This is a genomic window from Streptomyces griseoloalbus (genome assembly GCA_014650015.1).
Classification (GTDB): domain Bacteria; phylum Actinomycetota; class Actinomycetes; order Streptomycetales; family Streptomycetaceae; genus Streptomyces; species Streptomyces griseoloalbus.
The window spans coordinates 291,561-312,664 of sequence record BMUD01000007.1; the positions used below are offsets into that span (position 1 = coordinate 291,561).

A 21,104-nucleotide genomic window follows, 5' to 3' on the forward strand; every position below is an offset into this window, starting at 1 on the left:
CGGAAAACTGCATTCCGTTGGTGGTGAAGGGGTGAATGATCCACTCGGTAACCCTCCCCAGAACTCGTTCCGCGTTCCGTGCCGTGATCCGGCAAATGCCGTACGGGCACCGGGACCACTCGGATAATCTCTTGATCCCCGCGCCGCTTCACGCTCGCGGGATGGGCATATTCATCGGAAGGTCGGGCCATGTCGACCACTGACCCCACAGATTTCGTACCCCCGGAGGACGACGGTTTCTCGCGGGCCCACCAGGTCGAGACCCGGTCGGTCACCTCGGACGTGCCGCCCGAACTGGCGGACCGCTTCTCCCTGCTCAGGGTGCTCCAGACCGCCGAGCGGCCCTCCCAGGCCGTGGTGCTCAGGGTGCGGGACCTCGGCAGCGAGACCCCCGACGTTCCGCTGGTGCTCAAGTGGTACCACCGCATGCACGCTCCCGGCCCCGAGATCGGCCGGGCCCTGTTCGAGGCCGGCGAGGTCCCGCCCGAGTCCGCCCCGCACCTGGAACGCCTGCTGGAAACCGGACGGGCCGACGGGCATCCGTACCACCTCTACCGGTCGCACGGCGAGACGCACCTCGGTGACTACCAACGGGAGCACCCCGGCCCCATGACCTTCGGCCAACTGGAGCCGGTCGTCGCCCAGTTGTACGCCGCGGTGTCGTTCCTGCACGACGAGGAGATCGTGCACCGGGACATCACCCCGGACAACATCATGATCCAGGCCCATGGGGACAGTCCGGAGATCACGCTGATCGACCTCGGTGCGGCGGTGTACCGGCCGGACGAGTCGACCCGGTACTTCGACTGGCGGGGCAAGCCCCTCTATCTCGCCCCGGAAGCCGCGTCGCGGCTCCAGACCGTCTCCCCGGAGGCGGACTGGTGGTCGGTGGGCATGGTCGCCGCCCAACTGGCCCTGGGCCGACCGCTCCTGGACGAACGGGAGGACAAGGCCGTCATGGAGGCGCTCGCCACCCGGGAGCCCGACGTCCACCGCATCGAGCACCGACGCGTCCGGATGCTCTGCACGGGCCTGCTGACCCGTGACCCGGAGAACCGGTGGGGCGCTCGGCAGGTGCGGGACTGGCTGGACGGCGGGTCCCCGGACACCGCGCCCCGCGGGATCGCGGCCGGGGCCGGGCGGACAACGGCGGACCCCGGCCCCGAGCCGGACCCGATCACCCCGTTCCCCTTCGTCGGCGAGCAGTTCACCCTGCGGGAGCCACTGGCCAGGGCCCTCGACCACTATCACGTCGCCGCCGACCGCATGCTGGGCGACGACGACCGACGGTCCGAACTCGTCCGCTGGCTGGCGCAGTTCGCCGAAGGGGAGAGCGAGACCGAACGGCGCGTCCTCACCGGGCTCCGCGACGCCCTGGAGCGGCCACCCACCCCCGAAGTCACCATCCGGCTGATCAACTGGCTGGGCCCCCGGCTCGAAGCCGGCTGCTGGGGGATGCCGCTCACCGTCGGCGGCATCCGCGACCTGTCCCGGGCCGTCCGGCGAAACGACGGCGCGGCGGTCCAGCTGGCCGAACACCTGCGCAGTCACCCGGGGATCCTGACCGCCCTGGCGCACCGCCCCCTGGGCGAGGGCCTGGACGACGTGGCCGCCCGCTGGCAGTCACTGCGTACCGGGTGGCCCCACCTGGTCCGTGAACTCCTCGCCGGTCCCGACCTGCGGCGGCTGCCCCGGGTGAGGCACGCCCTGCGGCAGACGACCGCCGTGGACACCCTGCTCCTGGAACTGGCCCGTGAACCCGACCGTGTGGAGGCCCGGCTGGCCCACGAGGCCGCGCGGTTCGAGGGCAGCCTCCCCCGGGGGACGGAGGTTCCCTGGTTCAGCCGGCTGCTGCAGCCCGTCGACGACGACGCTCTGCGCCGCCTGCGGCTCGTCGCCGCTCACCGGCTGACGGACCTGGCCGCCCGGGACGCCGACGCCCGCTACGCGAGACACCTGCAGGACGAGGCGGAACGGCAGCTGCGGGAGGACCAGGACGGAGCCATCGCCGTGCTGCAGCGGCTGGACCTGCCCGCCGCCCTGGGCTGGGCGCTGCTCGGAGCCACACTGGTCACCTTCCCCTACAGCTTCCTGATCGGGCTGGCGGACGTGTTCTCCTGGGCCTCCCAGGACCAGGTGGTCGTCGCCTGGCTGTGGAGCCTCGGGCTGACGCCCGCCGTCTTCGCCGCCGAACTGTTCACCGCCAACTGGATTCGCCCGCCCGCCTACCACCCCCGCCATTCCCTGGCGGGCCTGGTCATCGAGCGCGCGGAGCGCCCCGCCTCCCTCGTCCTGTCCCGCAGGTCCCGGTTGTTCCTCGGCGCGCTGCTGCTGCTCGCCGTGGGCGCACTCGTCGTCGGGACGGTGATGTACGTGCCGTGGCTGTGGCCGGCGGTCTCCACGGGCGCGGTGGTGGTGTGGAGCGTCCAGCGGTGCCTGGCCTGGAGCAGGAACGGGCGGGGGCGCCGCGACCGTCCGGCCGCCCCGGGAAGCCGTACCGTACCGCCGCAACGGGGCACGCCCGTGGCGCCCGCACCCTCGACCGGCGACGCGTCGGGGCACCGGATGACAGGAGCCGGCCGGTGAGTGAGGCGTTCGCCCAGTTCCTGGAGACCGGGGTGTCGCCCGGCCTGGACTTCGTCCCGCCGCCCCCGCCTCCGCCGCCGCCCCCGCCCGACCCCAACGACCTCGCCCACACCGGACCGCTGCACCTGGACGGCACGACGGAGGAAGTCGCGGCGCATCTCGGCGAGCTGGCCACCGAAGCCGCCCAGCAGGTGGCCGACGTCGCGCTCCAGGCGCTGGGCACCCTCAGCGGGGCCCTGCTGGCCGGCCGGGCCGCGCTCGCGGCCACCAAGGTGCTGGCCGGTGCGGCCGTCCGCGCGGCCGAGGAACAACGATGCCTGGAACGGCAGGAGAAGGTCTCGGCGGACGCGGCGGAGCAGTGGCGGAACGCGGCCTTCGCCGCCGCCCGCGCCAACGCCCGCCGCAGGGCGCTGGGGGCGCGGATCGCCCGGGCCGCGCGGACGGCGCCCGGTGACCCGCCGCCCCGCCCCGACCTGCCCGGTCCACTCGACCCGGCCGCGGGCCGGCTGGGCGACTTCCGCCGCGAACTGACGCGTTTCGAGCGCGCGTTGGAGGCAGCCGAAAGGACTCAGGCGGCCTGGGAGGCGGAGGCACTCCTCGCCACGCTGGCCGACCCGGTGGGCGGCACGGACGGCGAGGACGGCCCGGACTGGCAGGACATGCTCCGAGCCCGGCGGGACGACATGATCCGGGCCCATCTCGACGCCCAGGAGGCCCCGCCCCCGGTGCCCGAGCCGCCGCGTGCCACCGCTCCGGCGGACGGGACCGCCGTCCGGGACCAGGGCGCCGACATCCTGGCCGCCCTCGACCCCCGGGCCGACGCCGAACTGGTCCGGATGGCCTCGGAGGCGGTGGGCCACGCGGTGGCGCACGCCGCCCGGCCGCAGCGGTCCCGCCGGCACCTGCGCGAGGCGCGGACCTTCGTGACCAACGCCAACCGCAAGGCGTGGAAGCTGCGCCGCGAGGTGGAACAGGCGGCGGTGCGACTCGACTTCCTGACCATGCCCCTGCCCGACGACCAGGATCTCCCCGATCCGGACCCGCAGGCCGTGGCCGCGCTGCGGAAGTGTGTCGACGAGCAGGTCCCGCTCACCGCCGGCGAGCGGGACCTGGTGGAGCGCAGCACGACGGCGCGGTGCGCCGCTCTCGAAGCTCTCTATCTGAGGCGCCAGTGCACCGGCGTCCTGGCCCGGCTGGCCATGGACACCGCCGGCGACCTGCGCGTCGGCCACACCGACGACCATGCGGTGACGCTCGACTGGACGCCCGGGGGCTGGGGTCCGGACCACTGGCTCAGGATGGAGCTGCGGGGGGAGACCGTCCATGTCGTCACCATGCGCCCGGCGACCCGGGGCGAGCGGCGGCCCGAGGATCTGGAGCGGGACGCCCGGCGGTGCGCGGAAGCGGCCGAGCGGCTGGACGAGTTCCGGGCCCTGGCAGCCGAGGCAGGGCTTCCCCTGACCTTCGAGATGCACCGCGGGGAGGTGCTCCCGGGCGCGCCCGTCGAAGCCGCCACGCGCGACCCGCGCGACAAACGCGGCGAACGCGGCGGATCGCCGGTCCCCGGGCCCCGAACGCACCGGACGGTACCCACCCCCGGCCCTACATGACCGCCCCGTCACCCAGCCCCGGCGGTACGTGACCGCCCCGCCCCCCTGCCCCGGCCGTACATGACGGCCCCCGGCCCCCTTCCCCGACCGGCCCGGTCCCGCCCTCCACGGAAGGCTCTCGCCCCATGGATCTGCAGAAGGAAAAGGACGAGGAACTGCCGTTCTTCGTCCAAGAGCTCACGGGCACGCTGAGCGTGCACTCCCAGTACGTCCTGCACGGCAACATCCACGATCTGCACCTGGTGCGCGGCAACGGCCGGGACCGGCACCACCCCCTGCTCGACGTGGTGTGGAACCCCCTGCTGCGGATGGGCTACCAGGTCCTGGTGGGATGCGACCAGATCAACGGCTTCCGGATCCTCTACGCCGCCCCCGAGGTCGAGGAGGCCGCCAGGACCCTGTTGCCGGCACGCCAGTTCCCCGGCGCCGACGCGGCCCAGCAGGAGAAGGTGAGCGCCGAACTGCGCAAGATCGTCTCCGGCTGGGCGGAGGAACGCAGCAGGGCGCGGGGCGACGGTGTGGAACTGCCGCCGCTGCGGGCCGCCCTGGTGGTCGAGCACGCCTCACGGCTGGTCCAGGACGTCACCCGGCTCACCACGGACGAACGGGACTTCTTCCTGTCCTGTCTGCAACTCGCCGACCTGGCGAAGCGGGTACGCGACCCGAGGCGCACGGACGGACGTGACCTGTTCAACCCGGTGATCTGGCTGGCCGAGGGGGAACGCGACCTGCCCAACTGGTTCATCTCCGGGAGCGAACGCATCCGCCCGATCGCGGTTCCGCAGCCCGACGCCGACGAGCGGCGCCGTATGGCCGACCTGCTGCGCCGGGAGTTCAGGGCCCGGCAGCGGAAGACCGGGGCCCCCGCCGGCGACGTCCCCGAGGAGGACAAGGAGACCGTCGAGGCGGTGGCCCGGGCGGCCGGCGGGATGACGCTGAGGGCGATGCGGGAGAGCGTCGACCTGGCGCTGGACCGGGGGCTCGCGTTCCGTTCGATGCCCGACGCGGTCCGGATCTACCGCCTCGGCGTGGAGCGGAATCCCTGGAGCCGGGACGAGGTCCGCAGGCGCATCCTGCGAGGCGAGGACCCGGACAACGAACGCTCCGTCCCCCGAAGGGTGCTGGGCCAGGACGCCGCCGTCGCCAAGACACTCGACATCCTCAAGCGTGCCGCGCTGGGTCTGTCCGGCGCACAGGCGACCAGCCCCGGACACCGGCCGCGCGGTGTCCTGTTCTTCGCCGGTCCGACCGGCACCGGCAAGACCGAACTGGCCAAGGCCGTCGCGGCGGTCCTCTTCGACAACGAACAGGCCTATCTCCGGTTCGACATGAGCGAGTTCTCCTCCTCGCACGCCGCCGACCGGCTGGTCGGGGCGCCTCCCGGTTACGTCGGGTACGAGGCGGGCGGTGAGCTCACCGCGGCGGTGCGACAGGACCCCTTCCGGGTCATCCTCTTCGACGAGATCGAGAAGGCCGACAAGGGGGTGCTGGACAAGTTCCTCCAGGTCCTGGAGGACGGCAGGCTCACCGACGGGCAGGGGGTCACCACCTACTTCAGCGAATGCGTGCTGATCTTCACCTCCAACCTCGGGGTGCAGCGCACCGATCCGCGGACGCAGCAGCGGGAGTGGGTCGTCACGCCGGGCACGGAGTACTCGGAGCTGGAGGCGACGGTCAAGAAGAACGTCAAGGAGCACTTCGAGCAGGTCATCGGCCGGCCCGAGCTGATGAACCGCATCGGCGGCAACGTCGTGGTGTTCGACTTCATCTCCGAGGACGTGGCGAAGAAGATCTTCGACCTCCAGGTGAAGAACATCAGGCGGCAGCTCGCGGCCGAGCACCGCGTCACCCTGGAGATCCACGACGACGCCCGCGCCGCGCTGTTGCGCCGCTGCACCCAGGACCCGTGGACGGGTGGGCGGGGCATCGGCATGGCGCTGGAGACGGACCTGATCAATCCGCTGGCCCGTGCGCTGTTCGCCGCGCCGGGCCTGGGAGCGGGCACCACCGTGGTGGTCGCAGGCGTCAAGGAGCTGCCGGACGGCCAGGTGGAGCTCTTGGTGGACTTCGGGAAGGAGACCGTCGCAGGGTGACGGCGAACGATCGCAACCAGGACGAGGCGAAGCCGGAGTCAGCGTCCGAGTCCGACCACGACGACTTCGAGGACGACGGCTGGGTCTCCCTCTCCGAGCGGCCCCTCACACCTCGCCGGCCCGAGGCCGAGGCCCGGGACCAGGGCGTGGGAGGGTCCCCCGTGCCCCCACCACCGCTCCCGGATGCCTCGCCACCCGGCGGGGAGCCCGACGGTGAGCCCGCCGGTGAGCCCCACGGGGAGTCCGCCGGTGAGTCCCACGGGGAGTCCGCCGGTGAGCCCCAAGGGGAGTCCGACGGCTGGGTCTCCGTCGGCCCCGGGACCCTGTCGCCTCCGCCCCCCGCCCCCGAGCGAACCCCCGCGCGCCCCGCCCGGACGCAGGGGCTGCACATCGCCCTGCACTTCCCCACGTTGGGCGGCCGGCTGCTCCTGAACCGCGGGCAGACGGTACGTCTGGGCCGCAGCAGGAGCTGGGCGACGCCGGAGGCGGCCGAGATCCTGGCGGACGAGTCCACGGTCTCCGGGCAGCACGCCAGTGTCGAGTACGCCGAGGACGGCACGGTGTGGCTGACCGAGGTGGCGGAAGGCTCCACCAACGGCATCCGCGTCAACCACCATCAGGTCCTCACCCCCGGACGCGGCCTGCGGATCCGCACCGGGGACACGGTGTGGCTCGGCCCGCACGTCAACTTCCTGGTGCGCGGCGGCACCCTCCCCGGCACGGACACGGTGGCGGACGACACCGGGCAGGGCCCCGGCGCCTGAGCGGACCGTCCACGCCCGGGCGAGGGAGGCAGGCCGCTCGGTGCGGAGTGTTCTCCGCGCCCCTCGCCCCGGCGGACGAGCCGGCAGACCGCGGCGCTCGCGGCCCGGCCCCGACGGCGATCTCCGAGCAGGACGGACCCGCCCGCCGCACGTCACCGGTCGGCAGCCTCGCGGAGCCGGCGCGCCACCCTCCGCCCGGCACCCACTCCGGAGCCGTCGGTCGGGCCCGGTGCCCGTGCCGCCCGCCCGCGCGACCCGTTCCGGAACGGGGGAGCCTCAGTGCCGCAGCTTCACCTTGCTGAGCGCCGCCACACCAAGGGCGGCGAGTGCGATCTGGATGAGCCACTCGACCCAGTCGACACCCTCGGTGTCGGCGACACCGAGGCCGGACGCGATGCCCGTGCCGATGAACGCGGCGACGATGCCGATCGCGATCGTCCAGAGGACGCCGATGCGCTGGCGTCCGGGGAGGACGAGTCGCCCGAGGACTCCGATCACGATGCCGATGACGATCGCGCTGATGATCCCTGAGATCTCCATGGCCGGGCCGCCCCTCCTCAGTCGTTGGTGACATACGAGTGCCCGTTCGAAAGCGAAGCAGTCCGCGGCGGGCTGTCCGGGTGACGCGCCCCGCCCGTGAGGTGGCTTGGACTACGGCCTGTTGTCCTGCGGCGGCGTGTCGGCCGCTCGCTCGGTCCGTTCGGGTGCGGCGGCGAACGGCCGTTCCGTGCCGGGGGCAGTCGTGCCGAAACCCGGTACGACGGTCTCACCCTGGATGACCCGCGGAGCGGTGTCCGCCGCCGCCCCGTTCTCCTTTGCCTTCTCCCTTTCCTTCTCCTCCTTCATGGCACGGGCCTCGGCCTTGAGGATGCGGGCCGACTTTCCCGCCGACCGGGCCAGTTCCGGGCCCTTCTTGGCGAGGAGGACGGCTATGACGACGATGAGGACGACGACGAGTTCGCTCAGTCCGAACATGGGTGTCCTGCTCTCTTCTCCGGGACCCGGCCTGGACGGCGCGAGCGTGGCGGTGGTGACGCTTACAGGTGCGGTGCGACGGCCGTGAGCAGTCCTGGCGCGGACGGCGGGGCACCGCCGGCGGACTCACTGGGGCCGGTCCGCCGTTCCCTGCCCGGGCCGGCCGACATGACAGGGGTGCTCCTTGCGGGCCGTGGCGGGGTGCGGGGCGGCGGTGCGGACCGCCACGGACGGTGAGCTGCCAAGAGCTGGATCCTCACGGAGGTACCGGCGCAGACGGGGCAGCACGCCCCGTTCGAGCAGGGCCTGTTGCCAGTCCATGCGTGACCGCTGAACACGTGCCGCGTGGGTGGACCCGTCGCTGTCGCGGATCGCCGTTCTCAGCAGCGCGGCGAAGGCGAGGAGGGCGCTGGTGCCCGCGATCAGCGTCAGGACCCATCCGGCGGTGATCAGTGAGCCGGGCAGCGCGCCGTCCACGTCGGTCAGTCGCAGGAGATGGCCGAGGACGAGTAGGGCCGCGGCGGATGCGATGGCCACGAGCGGGGTGAGCACCGTCAGGGCGGGCAGCAAGGTGCCGGCCGTGGGGCGTCGCGGCGGGTCGGGCGGTGCCGACGCGCGCAGGGCGAGGTACGTGCCGTACTCCTCGCGTGCCGACGCGGCCGTCTCGTCGGCGTCCCCGAGCGCCCGGAGGCGCAGGCGCGCGGCGGCCCGGCCGGTGGGGTCGGCGCTCAGGACGTTCTGTATCTCCGCGGTGGTGAAGGCCAGGCGCAGTACGGCCTCGAAGTCCGGCCTGTCCTCCGGGCGAAGGCGCAGTGGGTCGGCCACGTGGTCTCCCGGGCAAGTGGGGTGCTTCGGTGTCGCGGTCGGAGCGGCGCGGCGGCGCGCCGGGCCCGGCCCGCCAGGGGCGGTGCCGGGCGCCGCCGCGGTGGGGTGTGTGTCAGACGCCCACGCCGAAGTCGGCGGCGATCCCGGCCAGCCCGGAGGCGTAACCCTGCCCGACGGCGCGGAACTTCCACTCCGGGCCGTTGCGGTACAGCTCGCCGAAGATCATCGCGGTCTCGGTGGCGGCGTCCTCGGACAGGTCGTAGCGGGCGAGTTCCTGGTGGTCCGCCTGGTTGACGACGCGGATGAAGGCGTTCCGGACCTGGCCGAAGCTCTGGCCGCGGTTCTCGGCGTCGTGGATGGAGACCGGGAACACGATCCTGTCGATCTCGGCGGGTACGGCGGCGAGGTTCACCTTGACGACCTCGTCGTCCCCTTCGCCCTCACCGGTGAGGTTGTCGCCGGTGTGCTCGACCGAGCCGTCGGGGCTGGTGAGGTTGTTGTAGAAGACGAAGTTCCGGTCGGAGGGGACCTTGCCGGAGGTGTCGAGGAGCAGCGCGGAGGCGTCGAGGTCGTAGTCGGTGCCGGTGGTCGTGCGCACGTCCCAGCCCAGGCCGACCAGGACGGCGGTCAGGCCCGGTGCCTCCTTGCTGAGCGAGACGTTGCCGCCCTTGGACAGGGAAACTCCCACTGCGTGCTCCTTCTCGGCGGGTGCGGTCGAGGCCCGGGACGCGGACCCGGGACAAGAATCTACATCACTGTAGAACAATCGGGGGGATGCTGTCTTAACGGCTGGAGGAACACGTCGAGTGGCGTGAGGGCCACGCGGGCGTCTATACGATGTCCGCTCGGGAAACAGGCGGCGGAAGGGAGACAGGGCGTGGCGGAGCAGCAGCGTCCCCGGCGGCGGGGGCAGGGCGAGCTGGAGGCGATGGTCCTGTCGGCGCTGCGGGAGGCGGAGGGACCGGCGACGGCCGGCTGGGTGCAGGAACGCCTGGGTCAGGACCTCGCCTACACCACGGTCATCACCATCCTGACCAGGCTGCTGGCCAAGGGTGCCGTCACCCGGGAGCGCACGGGGCGTTCCTTCGCCTGGACTTCCGCCTCCGGCCAGGCCGGCCTGGCCGCACACAAGATGCGCCGGGTCCTGGACGCGGAGAGGGACCGGGAGGCGGTGCTGGCCAGCTTCGTCACCGGCCTCGGTCCGGACGACGAACGGCTGCTGCGCGAACTGCTGGGTCAGCCCCGGAGCGAAAGGGAAGACTGAGACCTCATGGGGGTGTTCGTCTTTCTGCCGCTGGTGCTGCCCTTGACGGCGTGGCCGATCGCGCGCCTGGCCGAACAGCATCTCCACCCGCGCACCGCGACGCGGATGCTGACCGGCGTCGCTGCGGTGATGGCGGTGTGCAGCACGGTCTGCCTGGGCCTGGTGATGGTGGTCGGCACCGCCCAGCTCCCCGGCAACCCGTTGCCCGACGGCTGGTCCGACCCGGAGGTGCGGGCGGCGGTCCCGTACGACGAGGTCGCCGGCAAGGCGGCCATCCCCGCGCTGTGCGTGGTGCTGGTGGCGTGCGGGCGGACGCTGTGGCGGCACGCCCGGGTGCGCCGTCGTGCCCACCGGGCGCTGGCCGGGCTGCGGGGGACGGAGGTGGCGGTCCTCCCGGACGACATCCCGTACGCGTACGCGTTGCCGGGTGGCCGGCGGGATCGCGTGGTGGTCACCACGGCTCTGCTCGACTGCCTCGAACCGGCCGAACGCCGGGCGTTGTTCGCCCATGAGCGGGCCCATCTGGCCGCCCGCCACCATCGTTTCCTGCTCGCTGTTCAGCTGGCCGCGCGGGCCAATCCCTTCCTGCGGCCGCTGCGGACGGCGGTGGCGTACACGGCGGAGCGGTGGGCGGACGAGGCGGCGGCGCAGGCGGTCGGCAGCCGCCGTGCCGTGGCGCACGCGATCGGCAAGGCGGCCCTGGTCTCCCGGGGCACTCCGGTGGCCACGCTGGCGGGCTTCGCCGCGGCGGGCCCGGTGCCGCGCCGGGTGGCCGCCCTGCTCGGGCCCGCGCCGGCCGTGCGCCGCTGGCCGTCGCTGTTCACGTCGGTGGGCCTGGCGGCGTGGGGCGCTGCCGCGGGGACCGCCGTGTCCGCGATGTCGTCCGCGAACTCCGCCGTGACGATGATCCTCATCCTGTACGCGGCCACCCCTCTGTGACCCGGGCGCGGTGATCCGTCGGGCGTGGCCGGTGAGCAGACGGCTCGTCCGGCGACGAGCCCTTCAAGGGTCGACCGTGGGTCCGGCGGGCCGGCGTCGAAGGGGAGGACGCCGGCCCGCCGGACGGTCCGGGGCGGTCAGAGGTCGAACTCGTGGGGCGGCAGGTCGAGGGCGTAGCACGCCTCGCGGACCACGGCCTGCTCGTCCTTGTCGAAGTCGCCGTCGGCACCGCCGATGACGATGCCGATCTGGATGACGGCCCGCGCCTCGGCGGGCTTCTTCTTCGCCTTGGCGATCTCCTGCATGACACTCACCTTGCCGAAGGCGAAGTCGGCGGTGAGCTTGTCGAGGTTGTCCTCGAAGCGGCGGCGCAGGTCGTCGGCGCCGAAGTTCTGCAGCACCTCATTGGTGGCGATGAGCTGGGCCACGCGCTGCCGCTCGGACGGGTCGACCGTGCCGTCGGCGGCGGCCACCAGGGCGCACATCGCCATGCTCGCGTCGCGGAAGGCGCCGCTCTTCAGGTCGTTCTTCTTCGCCATGAGCTGGGTCTGCATCGTCGATGCGGACTCCTTGAGGCGGTCCCACAGGGCCATGAGAACTCCGTACGTGTCGGGAGGATGCCCGGACCGAGGTGCTCCGGACAGCGATTCTTCTACAGTAATGTAGAAGTCGCCGGCGGGGGGCGGGGAGGGGTGTCCGCCCGCCCCCGCCGGCGCGTCCCTCACCGTCGGCCGGGGCCGGCCGTCAGCCCTCGTCCTCCTCGTCGCCCTCGAAGAAGTCCCCGACCTCGTCGACGACTTCGGCCGCGACCATGCCCCCGACGACGCCGACCGCCAGGCCGGCGGCGCCCGCGGCGACGACGGTACCCATGCCGGGACCGGAACGGTGGTGGTCGTCGTGGTGATGGTCGCCGTGACCGTGGTGCCCGCCGTGTCCGGCGTACGGGTCACCGTGACCGTAGGCGCCGTGCGTGCCGTACGAGGCCCGGTGCTCCACCAACTGACGGACCCAGCCCTCGACTTCCGCGTTCCAGTCGGGGGAGTCGTGGTGGCCGACGGTGAACCGGGTGAGCGCGTCGTGGCCGCCGGAGAGGAAGCCGCCGCGCTTGTCGGCCTCCAGGACCACCTCCATGCCGCCCGGGTGCGCGAGGAAGGTCACCTCGATCTCGTTCACCTGGTGCGCGTACTGCGGCGACGGCGTGATCTCGATCTCCTGGTAGAAGGGCAGCTGCTGCCCCGTGCCGCCGATGTGCCCGTACTCCAGGTCGGCCGACCCGAAACCGAAGCCGAGCCGGCCGAACGCCTCGAGGATCGCCTCCTGGACGGGCAGCGGGCCGACCGTCAGCGGATCGAGATCGCCCTTGTCCTTGGCGCCCGCCACCGACAGTTCGGTGCGCACGCCCAGCACGATGCCCAGCGGCTGCCCGTGCAGTTCCGTGATCGGGGTCTCCCACGGCAGCGTCACGCCGAACGGCACGCTGCGCTCCTCGCCCTCGGCGAGCCGGAAGCCGCCGCCGACGGTGAACCGGTCGAAGGCGACGACACCTTCGCCCTCCCCGTCGTCGTGCTCCACCTCGACCCGGGCCACCAGTTCCAGGGTGATGTACTCGATGTCGAAGTCGGCGTTCCCGCCCCTGAGATGGACCTGGCCGCTGAGCGTGCCGCCGGGCCGGACCGGCGCCGGGTCGAGGACCGTGTCGACGGTGGGTCCGCCCACGCCGAGCGAGCCGAGCAGTCGTTTGAACACCATGGTGGCGTCCACTCCTTTGACGTGCGTGTGTTCCATGAAAGTGGCGCCGCCCGCCGACGGGCGCGCGGCGGCAGTGCGGTTCGCGGGCCGGTCACTGGCCCCTCGGGCGGATCCGTGTCCGCCCGGGCCTTGCCGGCGCTTCGTCCAGGTCGAGCGACGTCATGCGTGTCGTCTCCAAGGCGAGGGGCCTGCCCGGCTCACGCGGGTCTTCTACAGACGAGTAGAAGCATAGGGCGGTCGGAGACGGGGAGGGACACGGCCGGGGCGGGCGCGCCGGGAAAGGCCGAAAACGGGTCCTCGCGCCGGCCGGACGCACCCTGCCGATACCGCTGGGAGCCCTGGACCCGTGAGGACTTTTTGCGCCTCCTTTACAGTTCCTGTAGAGGCAGGACATCCTGTTTCCCCCTTGTCCTCCCCCTGTATGACGAGAAGGAGCGACGGTCTCCCGATGGGTGATCCTCCTAGTAGCAACCGTGCTGTTCCCCGCCGTTCGAGCCGTGCGTGCCCTGCGGCCACAGAGGGAGCGGGGGTGGCGCGGTGACCGAGGTCCTGCTGCTCCTGCTCGCTCTCCTGCTGACCCTGGCCTGTGCGGTGTTCGTCGCGGCCGAGTTCTCGCTGACCACCGTGGAGCGCGGTGAACTGGAGCGTGCCGCCGAGGCCGGCGAGCGCGGCGCTGACGGCGCGCTGAAGGCCGTACGGCGCCTGACCCTCCAGCTCTCCGGCGCGCAGCTGGGCATCACCGTCACCTCGCTGGTGATCGGCATGCTCGCCGAACCGTCCCTGGCGGCTCTGCTGCGCGGACCGCTGCGGGCGGCCGGCCTGGGCGGCGCCGCCTCGTCGGTGGCCACCGTGCTGGGCGTGATGCTGTCCACCGTCGTCCTGATGGTGGTCGGCGAGCTGGTGCCGAAGAACTGGGCGATCTCCCGCCCCCTGGCGGTCGCCAAGGTGGTCGCCGGGCCGCAGCGCGCGTTCACCGCCGCCTTCGGGCCCTTCATCGGGCACCTGAACGGCACCGCGAACCGTTTCGTACGCCGCCTCGGCCTGGAGCCGGCCGAGGAACTGGCCTCCGCGCGCACCGCCGAGGAGCTCGGCGCGCTGGCCCGGCACTCCGCGGCCGAGGGCGCCCTGGAGGCCGACTCCGCCGAGCTGTTCGTGCGGACCCTCCACCTGAGCGAGCTCACCGCCGAGAACGTCATGACCCCGCGGGTCGACGTCAAGGCGCTCGAAGTGCACGCGACGGCCGCCGACGCGGCCAACCTCAGCCACGCCACCGGCCTGTCCCGCTTCCCCGTCTACCGCGACAGCCTCGACGAGGTGGTCGGCACCGTCCACATCCGCGACGTGCTCGCCCTGGAGCCGGGCGAACGGGCCGGCACGCCCGTCACCGACCTGACCACCCCACCCCTGCTGGTCCCCGACAGTCTCACCGCCGACCGGCTGCTGGAGCGGATGCGCGCGCACCGCACCATGGCCGTGGTCATCGACGAGTACGGCGGCACGGCGGGCGTGGCCACCGTCGAGGACATCGTCGAGGAGGTCGTCGGCGAGGTCCGTGACGAGCACGACCCCGTGGAGGCGCCCGACCTGGTCCCCGCCCCGGCGACGCGCGACGGCCGCGCGGTGTGGGAGGCCGACGGCAGCGTCCGCCTCGACCGGCTCACGGACACGGGACTCACCGCGCCGGAAGGCCCGTACGAGACCGTGGCCGGGCTGATCGCCACCCGCCTGTCGCGCATCCCCGCCAAGGGGGACGTCGTGGATCTCGACGGCTGGAGGCTCGAGGTGCTGGAGGTCGAGCACCACCGCGCCGACCGGATCCGCATCACCGAGCCGGCCACCGCGGCGCCCGTCCGGCTCGTGGAGGAGGTCCGATGACCGCGCTGCAACTGGCCATCGGCGCCCTGACGCTGCTGACCAACGCGTTCTTCGTCGGCGCCGAGTTCGCCCTGATCTCGGTACGTCGCAGCCAGATCGAACCGCACGCCCGAGCGGGCGACAAGCGCGCCCGGATGACGCTGTGGGCGCTGCAGCACCTGTCCGCGATGATGGCCACCGCCCAGCTCGGCATCACGGTCTCCTCCCTGGTGCTCGGCGCGGTCGCCGAACCCGCCATCGCACACCTGCTGGAGCCCGCCTTCGAGGCGGCCCACATCCCCCACGGCCTGGTGCACCCGATCGCGTTCGTCATCGCCCTGACCCTCGCCACGTACCTGCACATGCTGATCGGCGAAATGGTCCCGAAGAACATCGCGCTCGCCGCGCCCGTGCCCAGCGCGCTGCTGCTGGGGCCGCCGCTGGTGGCCCTGACCCGGGCGCTGCGGCCGTTCGTCTTCGGCATCAACGCCTTCGCCAACGCCCTGCTGAGGCTGCTGCGCGTGGAGCCGAAGGACGAGGTCGAGTCGGTCTTCACCGACGACCAGCTCGCCCGCATGGTCGTCGACTCCAGCGAGGCCGGCCTGCTGTCGCCCGCCGACGGCGAGCGGCTGCGCGACGCGCTGGAGCTGGGCACCCGGCCGGTCGGGGAGATCCTCGTCCCCACGCAGCGGATGCGCACCGTCGACCACACCGTCACCCCGGCCCGGCTGGAGCGGCTGGCCGCCGAGGCGGGCTTCTCCCGCTTCCCGGTCACCGGCTCCGACGGCGCCCTCCTGGGCTACCTGCACATCAAGGACACCCTCGGCCCGACCGACCGCGACCGGCCCTTCCCGCGCACCGCGCTGCACAAGATCACCCGGGTGCGCATCGACACACCGCTCGACGACACCCTCACCGCCCTGCGCGCCGAGGGCAGCCATCTCGCCGCCGTCGTCGGGGAGAGCGGCAAGGTCATCGGCTTCGTGACCATGGAGGACGTGCTGTCCGAACTGGTCGGCCCGACGGCACCGGCCACCCCATGACCACCGCGCCGCCCCGGGCACACCCCACGCGCTTCCCGCGGCCACGGGCGGCATGAGCGTCCACCACCGAGCGAGCGCCCCGGATTCCCGGGGCGCTCGCACATCGTCAACTACAGTGCTGTAGAAGTTTCTTCCGGGCGGACCGTTCAACGAGCCCCGGTCCGGCCGGACCGGCCGGGACGGACCGTCGCAGGCGCGGAGGAGACAAGGCAGCACGATGCCGCAGCACCACGACCACCTGGCCGTCACCCTCGCCCCGTCCGGGCGTCAGCGCCTCGCGCACCACTGCCGTGGCATCACGGAAGCCCGCTGGTTCGCCCTCACCGTCTTCGCCGTGATTCTCGCCAATGCCGCACTGCTGGGGCTGGAGACGTACTCCGGAGTCGTCACCGAGTGGCACCCCTGGTTACGGCTCGCCGAACAGGCCTGTCTGACCGCGTTCACCGTCGAGATCCTGCTGCGCATGGCCGCACACGCCGACCGCCCGCGGGACTTCTGGAAGGACCCGTGGAACCTCTTCGACCTGGCCGTGGTCCTGTGCACCTTCCTGCCCGTCGTCCGTGAGAACACCACGGTGCTGCGGCTCCTCAGGCTGGCCAGGGTCCTGCGCACCGCCCGCTTCCTGCCCCAGCTGCGCATCGTGCTCGTGGCGGTCGCCCGCAGCCTGCCCGGCACCCTGAGCTTCCTGCTCGTCGGCGCCCTGCTGCTGTACGTGTACGCCATGGTCGGCTGGGTCTTCTTCGGCCACCACGACCCCGGACACTACGGCTCCATCGGCCGCGCCGTCCTCACCCTCTTCCTCCTGATGATGCTCGACGGCATCGGCGACGCGGTCCACGCGGGCCTGGAGATCTCCCGCTGGAGCCTCCTCTACTACGCCTCCTACGTGCTGCTCGCCTCCTTCGTCCTGGTCAACGTCCTCATCGGCGTCGTCCTCACCTCCCTCCACGAGGCCCAGGACATGGATGAGACGGGCGGGACCGGCGGGATCAGGGGGACTGGCAGGACGGGCGGGACTGGCGGGATGAACGGGACCGGCGGGACCGGCGGGACCGGCGGGACTGGCGGGACTGGCGGGACCCGCGGGACTGGCGGGACCGGCGGGACTGGCGAGACCGGCGGGACTGGCGAGACCGGCGGGACTGGCGGGACTGGCGGGATCGGCAGGACGGACGGGACGACCGCGGAGGGGGAGCCGTCACCGGCATGCCGACCGACACCCGACCCGGAGGACCGGCACCTCCTGCTCCGGCGCATCGAAGCGGCCCGCCGCGCCCTGGACGACCTCGAGCGCGACCTCGAACGCGAGCTCGAACGCGAGCTCGAGCGCGACCTCGCCCGGTCCGCCCAGGCCGCTCCGCCGCCGACGGGGGAAAGGGGACGGACCGTGCCGAGCGTGGAGTGACGACCCGCGGGTCCGTCGACGGCCGGCACCTTTGTCGCGGTCCCCGCACGACGCGGGAACCGCAGCAAGCCGGCCCGGTGGACAGAGGATGCCCGGCCGTCTCTCGGCGGGGGCGACGGCGGATTGGCCCTGCTCGCACGAGCTCGTTGGTGCGGCCGACGACCCGTGTGTTGTTCAGTGGCCGATGCTGTCCAGTTCGGCCACGTCCTCGTCGGAGAGGGAGAGGCCGGCGCCTGCGATGTTCTCGCGCAGGTGGGCGGTGGACGAGGTACCGGGGATGAGCAGGATGTTCGGCGAGCGTCGCATCAGCCAGGCCAGCGCGACCGACATCGGCGTCGCCTCCAGCCGGCTCGCGACCTGCGAGAGGGCCTCGGACTGGAGCGGAGTGAAGCCGCCCAGGGGGAAGAACGGCACGTAGGCGATGCCGTCGGCGGCGAGGTGATCGACGAGGTCGTCGTCGTGGCGGTGGGCGAGGTTGTACATGTTCTGCACACACACGATCGGGGCGATGCCGCGTGCCTCGGCGACCTGCTCCGCGGTGACGTTGCTGACGCCGAGGTGGCGGATCAGACCGTCGCGCCGAAGGTCGGCAAGTGTTTCGAACGCTTCGGCGATCGAGCCGGGCCCGGGGCCCTGGGCGTCACCCATGCGCATGTTGACCAGGTCGAGGGCCTCGACACCGAGGGAGTCGAGGTTGTCGTGGACCTGCTTGCGCAGGTCCTCGGGGCGCCGGGCCGTGGGCCAGCCGCCCTGCGCGTCGCGGGTCGCGCCCACCTTGGTGGCGATGAACAGCGACTCCGGGTAGGGGTGCAGCGCTTCGCGGATCAGCTCATTCGTGATGCGCGGTCCGTAGGCGTCGCTGGTGTCGATGTGGGTGATCCCGAGGCCGACCGCCTCGCGCAGGACGGCCAAGGCGCCGTCGTGGTCGGCGGGCGGCCCCATGACCCACGGGCCGGCGAGCTGCATCGCGCCGTAGCCGAACCGGGTGACGGTCGAGTCGCCCAGCATCCAGGTGCCGCCGGGAAGAGGAGGTGTGAAGGTGGTCTCCATCGCATGCCTTTCGTTTCCTGCCAGGGGTGGTGCCTCCCTCCCCCTTGCACCAGCATGGGAGACCTGCTTCCCATCGGGAAGTAGGCACTCTGAAGTGCGTAACTCCCCCAGAGGATGGCGGTGCGAGCAGTGGCAACGACGAAGGCCGACAAAAAGGCGCAGGCCAAGACGGAGTACAACGCGTTCCTGGCGGTGTGCCCCAGCCGTCAGCTCCTCGACCGGATCTCGGACAAGTGGGTCGTCCTGATCCTGTGCGCGCTGGGTGGTGACGCGTCCGGACGACCCGGCGCATCGCCCGCCCCGAAAGCGATGCGCTACTCCGAACTCGCCCGGCTGCTGGCCGGCGTCAGCCAGAAGATGCTGACGCAGACCCTACGAGCCCTCGAACGCGACGGCTTGCTCACCCGCACCGTGACACCCACGGTCCCCGTCACCGTCACCTACGAGCTGACTGACCTCGGCCTCTCACTCCACCACCTGACACGTGGGCTCAGGCAGTGGGCGCAGACACACATGGACGAGGTCCTCACCAGCCGTGAGAAGCACGACGCGGGAGCTTCCTAAGGCCTGTCTGACAATGCGCGTCGTCGCCCGCATGGCGTCGCGAGGCAGGCGGGAATTGTCAGACAGGCCCTGGCCAGGACAGCGTTCCCCGTCTCCCCTGCGGCTGGGATGTACCTGACCGTGAGGGACGCGCAGGGGGCGGATCGAGCCGCTCCTACCGGACCGGACACGCCGCGCTCATCGGTCTGATCGGCGCGCCGGCGAGGAGGGGTCGTCCGGGTGCTCCCTCGTTGCGTCCGGGGAGCGGGCGGCACCGGGGTTCTGGTGGGCAACGTCCGGCCTTGCACCTTCTCCCTCCTGCTCGGCGGCGCGATCCGGACGCGACGGGAGAGGGCGGCGCAGGCTGACGACGATGGATGCGGCCAGCACAACGACGATGACCGCGAGGCTGATCGGTGAGGGGATCTCCGGGATGCCGGGGCTGATCAACTTGTGGGACGCCTGGAAGATGAGCTTCACGCCGATGAAGGCGAGAATGATCGCGAGGCCCTGGTTCAGGTAGTGGAAACGGTCCAGCAGGCCCGCGAGCATGAAGTACAGGGCACGCAGGCCCAGGATGGCGAAGGCGTTGCTGGTGTAGACGATGAAGAGGTCGTCGCTGACGGCGAGAACGGCCGGGACGCTGTCGACGGCGAAGATCAGGTCCGCTGCCTCAATCGCGGCGACCACCGCGAGGAGCGGGGTGGCCGCGCGCTTGCCGGCCTCCTTGACGAAGAACCTCATGCCGGCGTATTCGTCCCGCACCGGAATGATCTTGCGGAGCAGCCGCAGGGCGAAGCTCCTGCCGGGGTCGAAGCTCCCCTCCTCGTTCCTGAGGAGCTTGTAGGTGCTGTAGAAGAGCACGGCGGCGAAGGCGAACAACACCGCGGTGAAGCGGTTGACGACGGCGACCCCGAGGGCGAGGAAGATCCCCCGGAAGACCAGTGCGCCCATCACGCCGAAGAACAGGACCCTGTGCTGATAGGCGCGGGGGACCCGAAAGTAGGCGAAGATCACGGCGAAGACGAAGAGGTTGTCCACCGACAGGCTCTTCTCCAGCAGCCACGCCGTCGTGTATTCGGTGCCGGCCGTCGTGCCCAGAACGAGGAAGACGACGGCGTCGAAGACCAGGGCCAGGCCCACCCACATGGCACTCCAGGTGGCGGCCTCCTTGAAGCCGATGACGTGCGCGGTGCGATGAGCCAGCAGGTCCACCGCCAGCGACACCACCACCGTCGCGGCGAACACTCCCCACAGCCAGAGCGGGACCTCAACCATGCCGGTCACCTCTCCGCGGCCGTACGCCTCCACGCGGGACCCTCTTACAGGAGTCTGCGGCATGCCGCCGCCCCGGGCGACCCCAGCACGCCCAGGCCGACAGTCCCGGCCTGCCGTCCCTCCGCCCGCCGCCCGCGCCCGCCGCCCGCACCGCCCACCCGGACCACGCCGTCCGGTGCCCGTGGATCGCATCCCGCGATCGGATCCCACGCTTCGAGGGCCCCATCGCGGCTGCGCTTGCCGGAATACGGAAGCCACTGCCTCACCCAGACTGCCGTCCGACCTCGTGGTGTTCCCGCTTGCAGCTGATGAAAGCTGGGGCGGAGGAGGCAGGCGATGACAACACGGACCATGGGTACGACGTACGGCACGGGCAGGCCGCCGAGCGAGGGCCGCGCCGGCCGGCTCTCGCCGGGCCGGACGCGGTTCACGGGCGTGCTGCTGATCCTGCTGTCTCTGATCTCGGCAGCAGCCTGTCACTGGGTGTTCGGATGGTGGCTGCCCTCCGACAGCGAGCGCTACCAGGACTACCGCGCGGCCGAGCCGTGCTCCTCCCGTGCGATGGAGCAGGGGCGGACGGACTGCCTGAGTACCTGGCACCTCACCGTGGAGGAGACGGTGAACAGGACCGCCGGGAAGGGCTCCTCCTACAAGGCGACTTTGACGGACCAGGACTCCTGGCGGGGAACCGTTTCCTTCGGCGACCCAGGGCCGCTCCTGGAGCGGCTCGAGTCCGGCGACCGGGTCGAGGCCACCGCCTGGCGCCGCGACATCGTGGTGCTCAGCAAGGACGGAGTACGGCAGAACACCTCGGAGGCGCCCCGTGACGAGCTCCAGATGAACGCTGCCATCGGCGTGCTCGCCGGGCTCGTCGCGGCTCAGGTCTTCGTGTTCGGTACGGTGCGTCTGGTCAGGCCCTGTGATCACGAGCCCTTCACCTGGAATCCGTACGGCAAGCGGCTGCTCCTCACCACCACCGCGATCTGTTTCGGGGTGGGCCTGCCGGCGGTGTGGATCGGTATCCCGTGGTGGACCGTGCCCGCCGTCGCCGTACCCGTGGTGGTGGGCGCAGCGGTGTGGATGGGTCTTCGCCTGAGCCGCAGCGCCGAAGGCGGAGCGTAACGGC

General features: G+C 72.0%; 18 protein-coding genes and 1 pseudogene. 11 read left to right on the forward strand and 8 right to left on the reverse strand.

What is annotated here, in order from left to right:
- The first annotated feature begins 189 nt into the window (after positions 1-189).
- The 4 genes from IE178_RS13830 to IE178_RS35920 all read left to right on the forward strand — a co-directional run bounded on the left by IE178_RS13830 (position 190) and on the right by IE178_RS35920 (position 7,053).
- The gene (locus tag IE178_RS13830; RefSeq protein ID WP_193512456.1) at positions 190-2,586 is read left to right on the forward strand and encodes a serine/threonine protein kinase; all 2,397 of its coding nucleotides are present in this window, start codon (positions 190-192) and stop codon (positions 2,584-2,586) included.
- Positions 2,583-4,196 carry a hypothetical protein gene (locus tag IE178_RS13835; protein ID WP_193512457.1) on the forward strand — a complete coding sequence of 538 codons (1,614 nt, stop codon included), beginning with the start codon at positions 2,583-2,585 and terminating at the stop codon, positions 4,194-4,196. The genes IE178_RS13830 and IE178_RS13835 overlap by 4 nt, the downstream gene beginning before the upstream one ends.
- 125 nt (positions 4,197-4,321) lie before the next feature.
- Positions 4,322-6,289: an AAA family ATPase gene (locus tag IE178_RS13840; protein WP_193512458.1), complete on the forward strand. Its 1,968-nt coding sequence runs from the start codon at positions 4,322-4,324 to the stop codon at positions 6,287-6,289.
- Positions 6,286-7,053 (forward strand): FHA domain-containing protein, encoded by a 768-nt coding sequence (locus tag IE178_RS35920; protein ID WP_318280029.1) that lies wholly within the window; start codon positions 6,286-6,288, stop codon positions 7,051-7,053. Before IE178_RS13840 ends, IE178_RS35920 begins: the two co-directional genes overlap by 4 nt.
- Positions 7,054-7,329: 276 nt before the next feature.
- Here the strand turns inward: IE178_RS35920 and IE178_RS13850 are convergent, their stop codons facing one another.
- The 4 genes from IE178_RS13850 to IE178_RS13865 all read right to left on the reverse strand — a co-directional run bounded on the left by IE178_RS13850 (position 7,330) and on the right by IE178_RS13865 (position 9,541).
- On the reverse strand, positions 7,330-7,593 hold the full coding sequence (locus IE178_RS13850; RefSeq protein ID WP_184764954.1) for a GlsB/YeaQ/YmgE family stress response membrane protein: 264 nt from the start codon (positions 7,591-7,593) through the stop codon (positions 7,330-7,332).
- Positions 7,594-7,704: 111 nt separating this feature from the next.
- Positions 7,705-8,028: a twin-arginine translocase TatA/TatE family subunit gene (locus IE178_RS13855; RefSeq protein WP_193512459.1), complete on the reverse strand. Its 324-nt coding sequence runs from the start codon at positions 8,026-8,028 to the stop codon at positions 7,705-7,707.
- Positions 8,029-8,154: 126 nt separating this feature from the next.
- The gene (locus IE178_RS13860) at positions 8,155-8,853 is read right to left on the reverse strand and encodes a hypothetical protein (protein WP_193512460.1); all 699 of its coding nucleotides are present in this window, start codon (positions 8,851-8,853) and stop codon (positions 8,155-8,157) included.
- 112 nt (positions 8,854-8,965) lie between these two features.
- A complete protein-coding gene (locus IE178_RS13865; RefSeq protein ID WP_184764957.1) occupies positions 8,966-9,541 on the reverse strand; it encodes a TerD family protein in 576 nt (191 codons plus the stop codon).
- Between the two features lie 189 nt (positions 9,542-9,730).
- Between IE178_RS13865 and IE178_RS13870 the strand changes: the two genes are divergently transcribed.
- Entirely contained in the window at positions 9,731-10,117 is a 387-nt protein-coding gene (locus IE178_RS13870) for a BlaI/MecI/CopY family transcriptional regulator (RefSeq protein WP_184764958.1), read from the forward strand.
- A gap of 6 nt (positions 10,118-10,123) precedes the next feature.
- Positions 10,124-11,056 carry a M56 family metallopeptidase gene (locus IE178_RS13875; RefSeq protein WP_184764959.1) on the forward strand — a complete coding sequence of 311 codons (933 nt, stop codon included), beginning with the start codon at positions 10,124-10,126 and terminating at the stop codon, positions 11,054-11,056.
- Between the two features lie 137 nt (positions 11,057-11,193).
- Here IE178_RS13875 and IE178_RS13880 read toward each other — a convergent pair whose 3' ends face one another.
- Together IE178_RS13880 and IE178_RS13885 are read right to left on the reverse strand one after the other, a co-directional pair.
- Positions 11,194-11,649 (reverse strand): tellurite resistance TerB family protein, encoded by a 456-nt coding sequence (locus IE178_RS13880; RefSeq protein WP_184764960.1) that lies wholly within the window; start codon positions 11,647-11,649, stop codon positions 11,194-11,196.
- A gap of 151 nt (positions 11,650-11,800) precedes the next feature.
- Positions 11,801-12,805, reverse strand: a complete 1,005-nt coding sequence (locus IE178_RS13885) for a sporulation protein (RefSeq protein ID WP_193512461.1) — start codon at positions 12,803-12,805, stop codon at positions 11,801-11,803.
- Positions 12,806-13,342: 537 nt separating this feature from the next.
- Here IE178_RS13885 and IE178_RS13890 point away from each other — a divergent pair.
- The 3 genes and pseudogenes from IE178_RS13890 to IE178_RS13900 all read left to right on the forward strand — a co-directional run.
- On the forward strand, positions 13,343-14,680 hold the full coding sequence (locus IE178_RS13890) for a hemolysin family protein (RefSeq protein ID WP_184764962.1): 1,338 nt from the start codon (positions 13,343-13,345) through the stop codon (positions 14,678-14,680).
- On the forward strand, positions 14,677-15,702 hold the full coding sequence (locus IE178_RS13895; protein WP_184764963.1) for a hemolysin family protein: 1,026 nt from the start codon (positions 14,677-14,679) through the stop codon (positions 15,700-15,702). Before IE178_RS13890 ends, IE178_RS13895 begins: the two co-directional genes overlap by 4 nt.
- A gap of 217 nt (positions 15,703-15,919) precedes the next feature.
- Positions 15,920-16,672 (forward strand): annotated as a pseudogene (locus tag IE178_RS13900) (ion transporter); the annotation flags it as partial.
- Positions 16,673-17,281: 609 nt separating this feature from the next.
- On the opposite strand, the gene IE178_RS13905 reads toward IE178_RS13900, so the two are convergent.
- Positions 17,282-18,157 carry an aldo/keto reductase family oxidoreductase gene (locus tag IE178_RS13905; RefSeq protein WP_193512462.1) on the reverse strand — a complete coding sequence of 292 codons (876 nt, stop codon included), beginning with the start codon at positions 18,155-18,157 and terminating at the stop codon, positions 17,282-17,284.
- 114 nt (positions 18,158-18,271) lie between these two features.
- Between IE178_RS13905 and IE178_RS13910 the strand changes: the two genes are divergently transcribed.
- Positions 18,272-18,721 carry a winged helix-turn-helix transcriptional regulator gene (locus tag IE178_RS13910; protein WP_193512463.1) on the forward strand — a complete coding sequence of 150 codons (450 nt, stop codon included), beginning with the start codon at positions 18,272-18,274 and terminating at the stop codon, positions 18,719-18,721.
- 177 nt (positions 18,722-18,898) lie between these two features.
- On the opposite strand, the gene IE178_RS13915 is transcribed toward IE178_RS13910, so the two are convergent.
- Complete coding sequence (locus tag IE178_RS13915; RefSeq protein WP_193512464.1) at positions 18,899-19,978, reverse strand: TerC family protein; 1,080 nt, start codon at positions 19,976-19,978, stop codon at positions 18,899-18,901.
- Positions 19,979-20,314: 336 nt separating this feature from the next.
- Between IE178_RS13915 and IE178_RS13920 the strand changes: the two genes are divergently transcribed.
- Positions 20,315-21,100 (forward strand): hypothetical protein, encoded by a 786-nt coding sequence (locus IE178_RS13920; protein WP_318280030.1) that lies wholly within the window; start codon positions 20,315-20,317, stop codon positions 21,098-21,100.
- The last annotated feature ends 4 nt before the right edge of the window (positions 21,101-21,104 follow it).

Bases quoted from the DNA above. Each gene is read 5' to 3' on its own strand.
- IE178_RS13850 (WP_184764954.1), bottom strand. From the start codon at position 7,593: ATGGAGATCTCAGGGATCATCAGCGCGATCGTCATCGGCATCGTGATC.
- IE178_RS13875 (WP_184764959.1), top strand. From the start codon at position 10,124: ATGGGGGTGTTCGTCTTTCTGCCGCTGGTGCTGCCCTTGACGGCGTGG.
- IE178_RS13920 (WP_318280030.1), top strand. From the start codon at position 20,315: ATGACAACACGGACCATGGGTACGACGTACGGCACGGGCAGGCCGCCG.
- IE178_RS13885 (WP_193512461.1), bottom strand. From the start codon at position 12,805: ATGGTGTTCAAACGACTGCTCGGCTCGCTCGGCGTGGGCGGACCCACC.
- IE178_RS13830 (WP_193512456.1), top strand. From the start codon at position 190: ATGTCGACCACTGACCCCACAGATTTCGTACCCCCGGAGGACGACGGT.
- IE178_RS13905 (WP_193512462.1), bottom strand. From the start codon at position 18,157: ATGGAGACCACCTTCACACCTCCTCTTCCCGGCGGCACCTGGATGCTG.
- IE178_RS13895 (WP_184764963.1), top strand. From the start codon at position 14,677: ATGACCGCGCTGCAACTGGCCATCGGCGCCCTGACGCTGCTGACCAAC.
- IE178_RS13880 (WP_184764960.1), bottom strand. From the start codon at position 11,649: ATGGCCCTGTGGGACCGCCTCAAGGAGTCCGCATCGACGATGCAGACC.
- IE178_RS13915 (WP_193512464.1), bottom strand. From the start codon at position 19,978: ATGGTTGAGGTCCCGCTCTGGCTGTGGGGAGTGTTCGCCGCGACGGTG.
- IE178_RS13910 (WP_193512463.1), top strand. From the start codon at position 18,272: ATGGCGGTGCGAGCAGTGGCAACGACGAAGGCCGACAAAAAGGCGCAG.
- IE178_RS13840 (WP_193512458.1), top strand. From the start codon at position 4,322: ATGGATCTGCAGAAGGAAAAGGACGAGGAACTGCCGTTCTTCGTCCAA.
- IE178_RS13855 (WP_193512459.1), bottom strand. From the start codon at position 8,028: ATGTTCGGACTGAGCGAACTCGTCGTCGTCCTCATCGTCGTCATAGCC.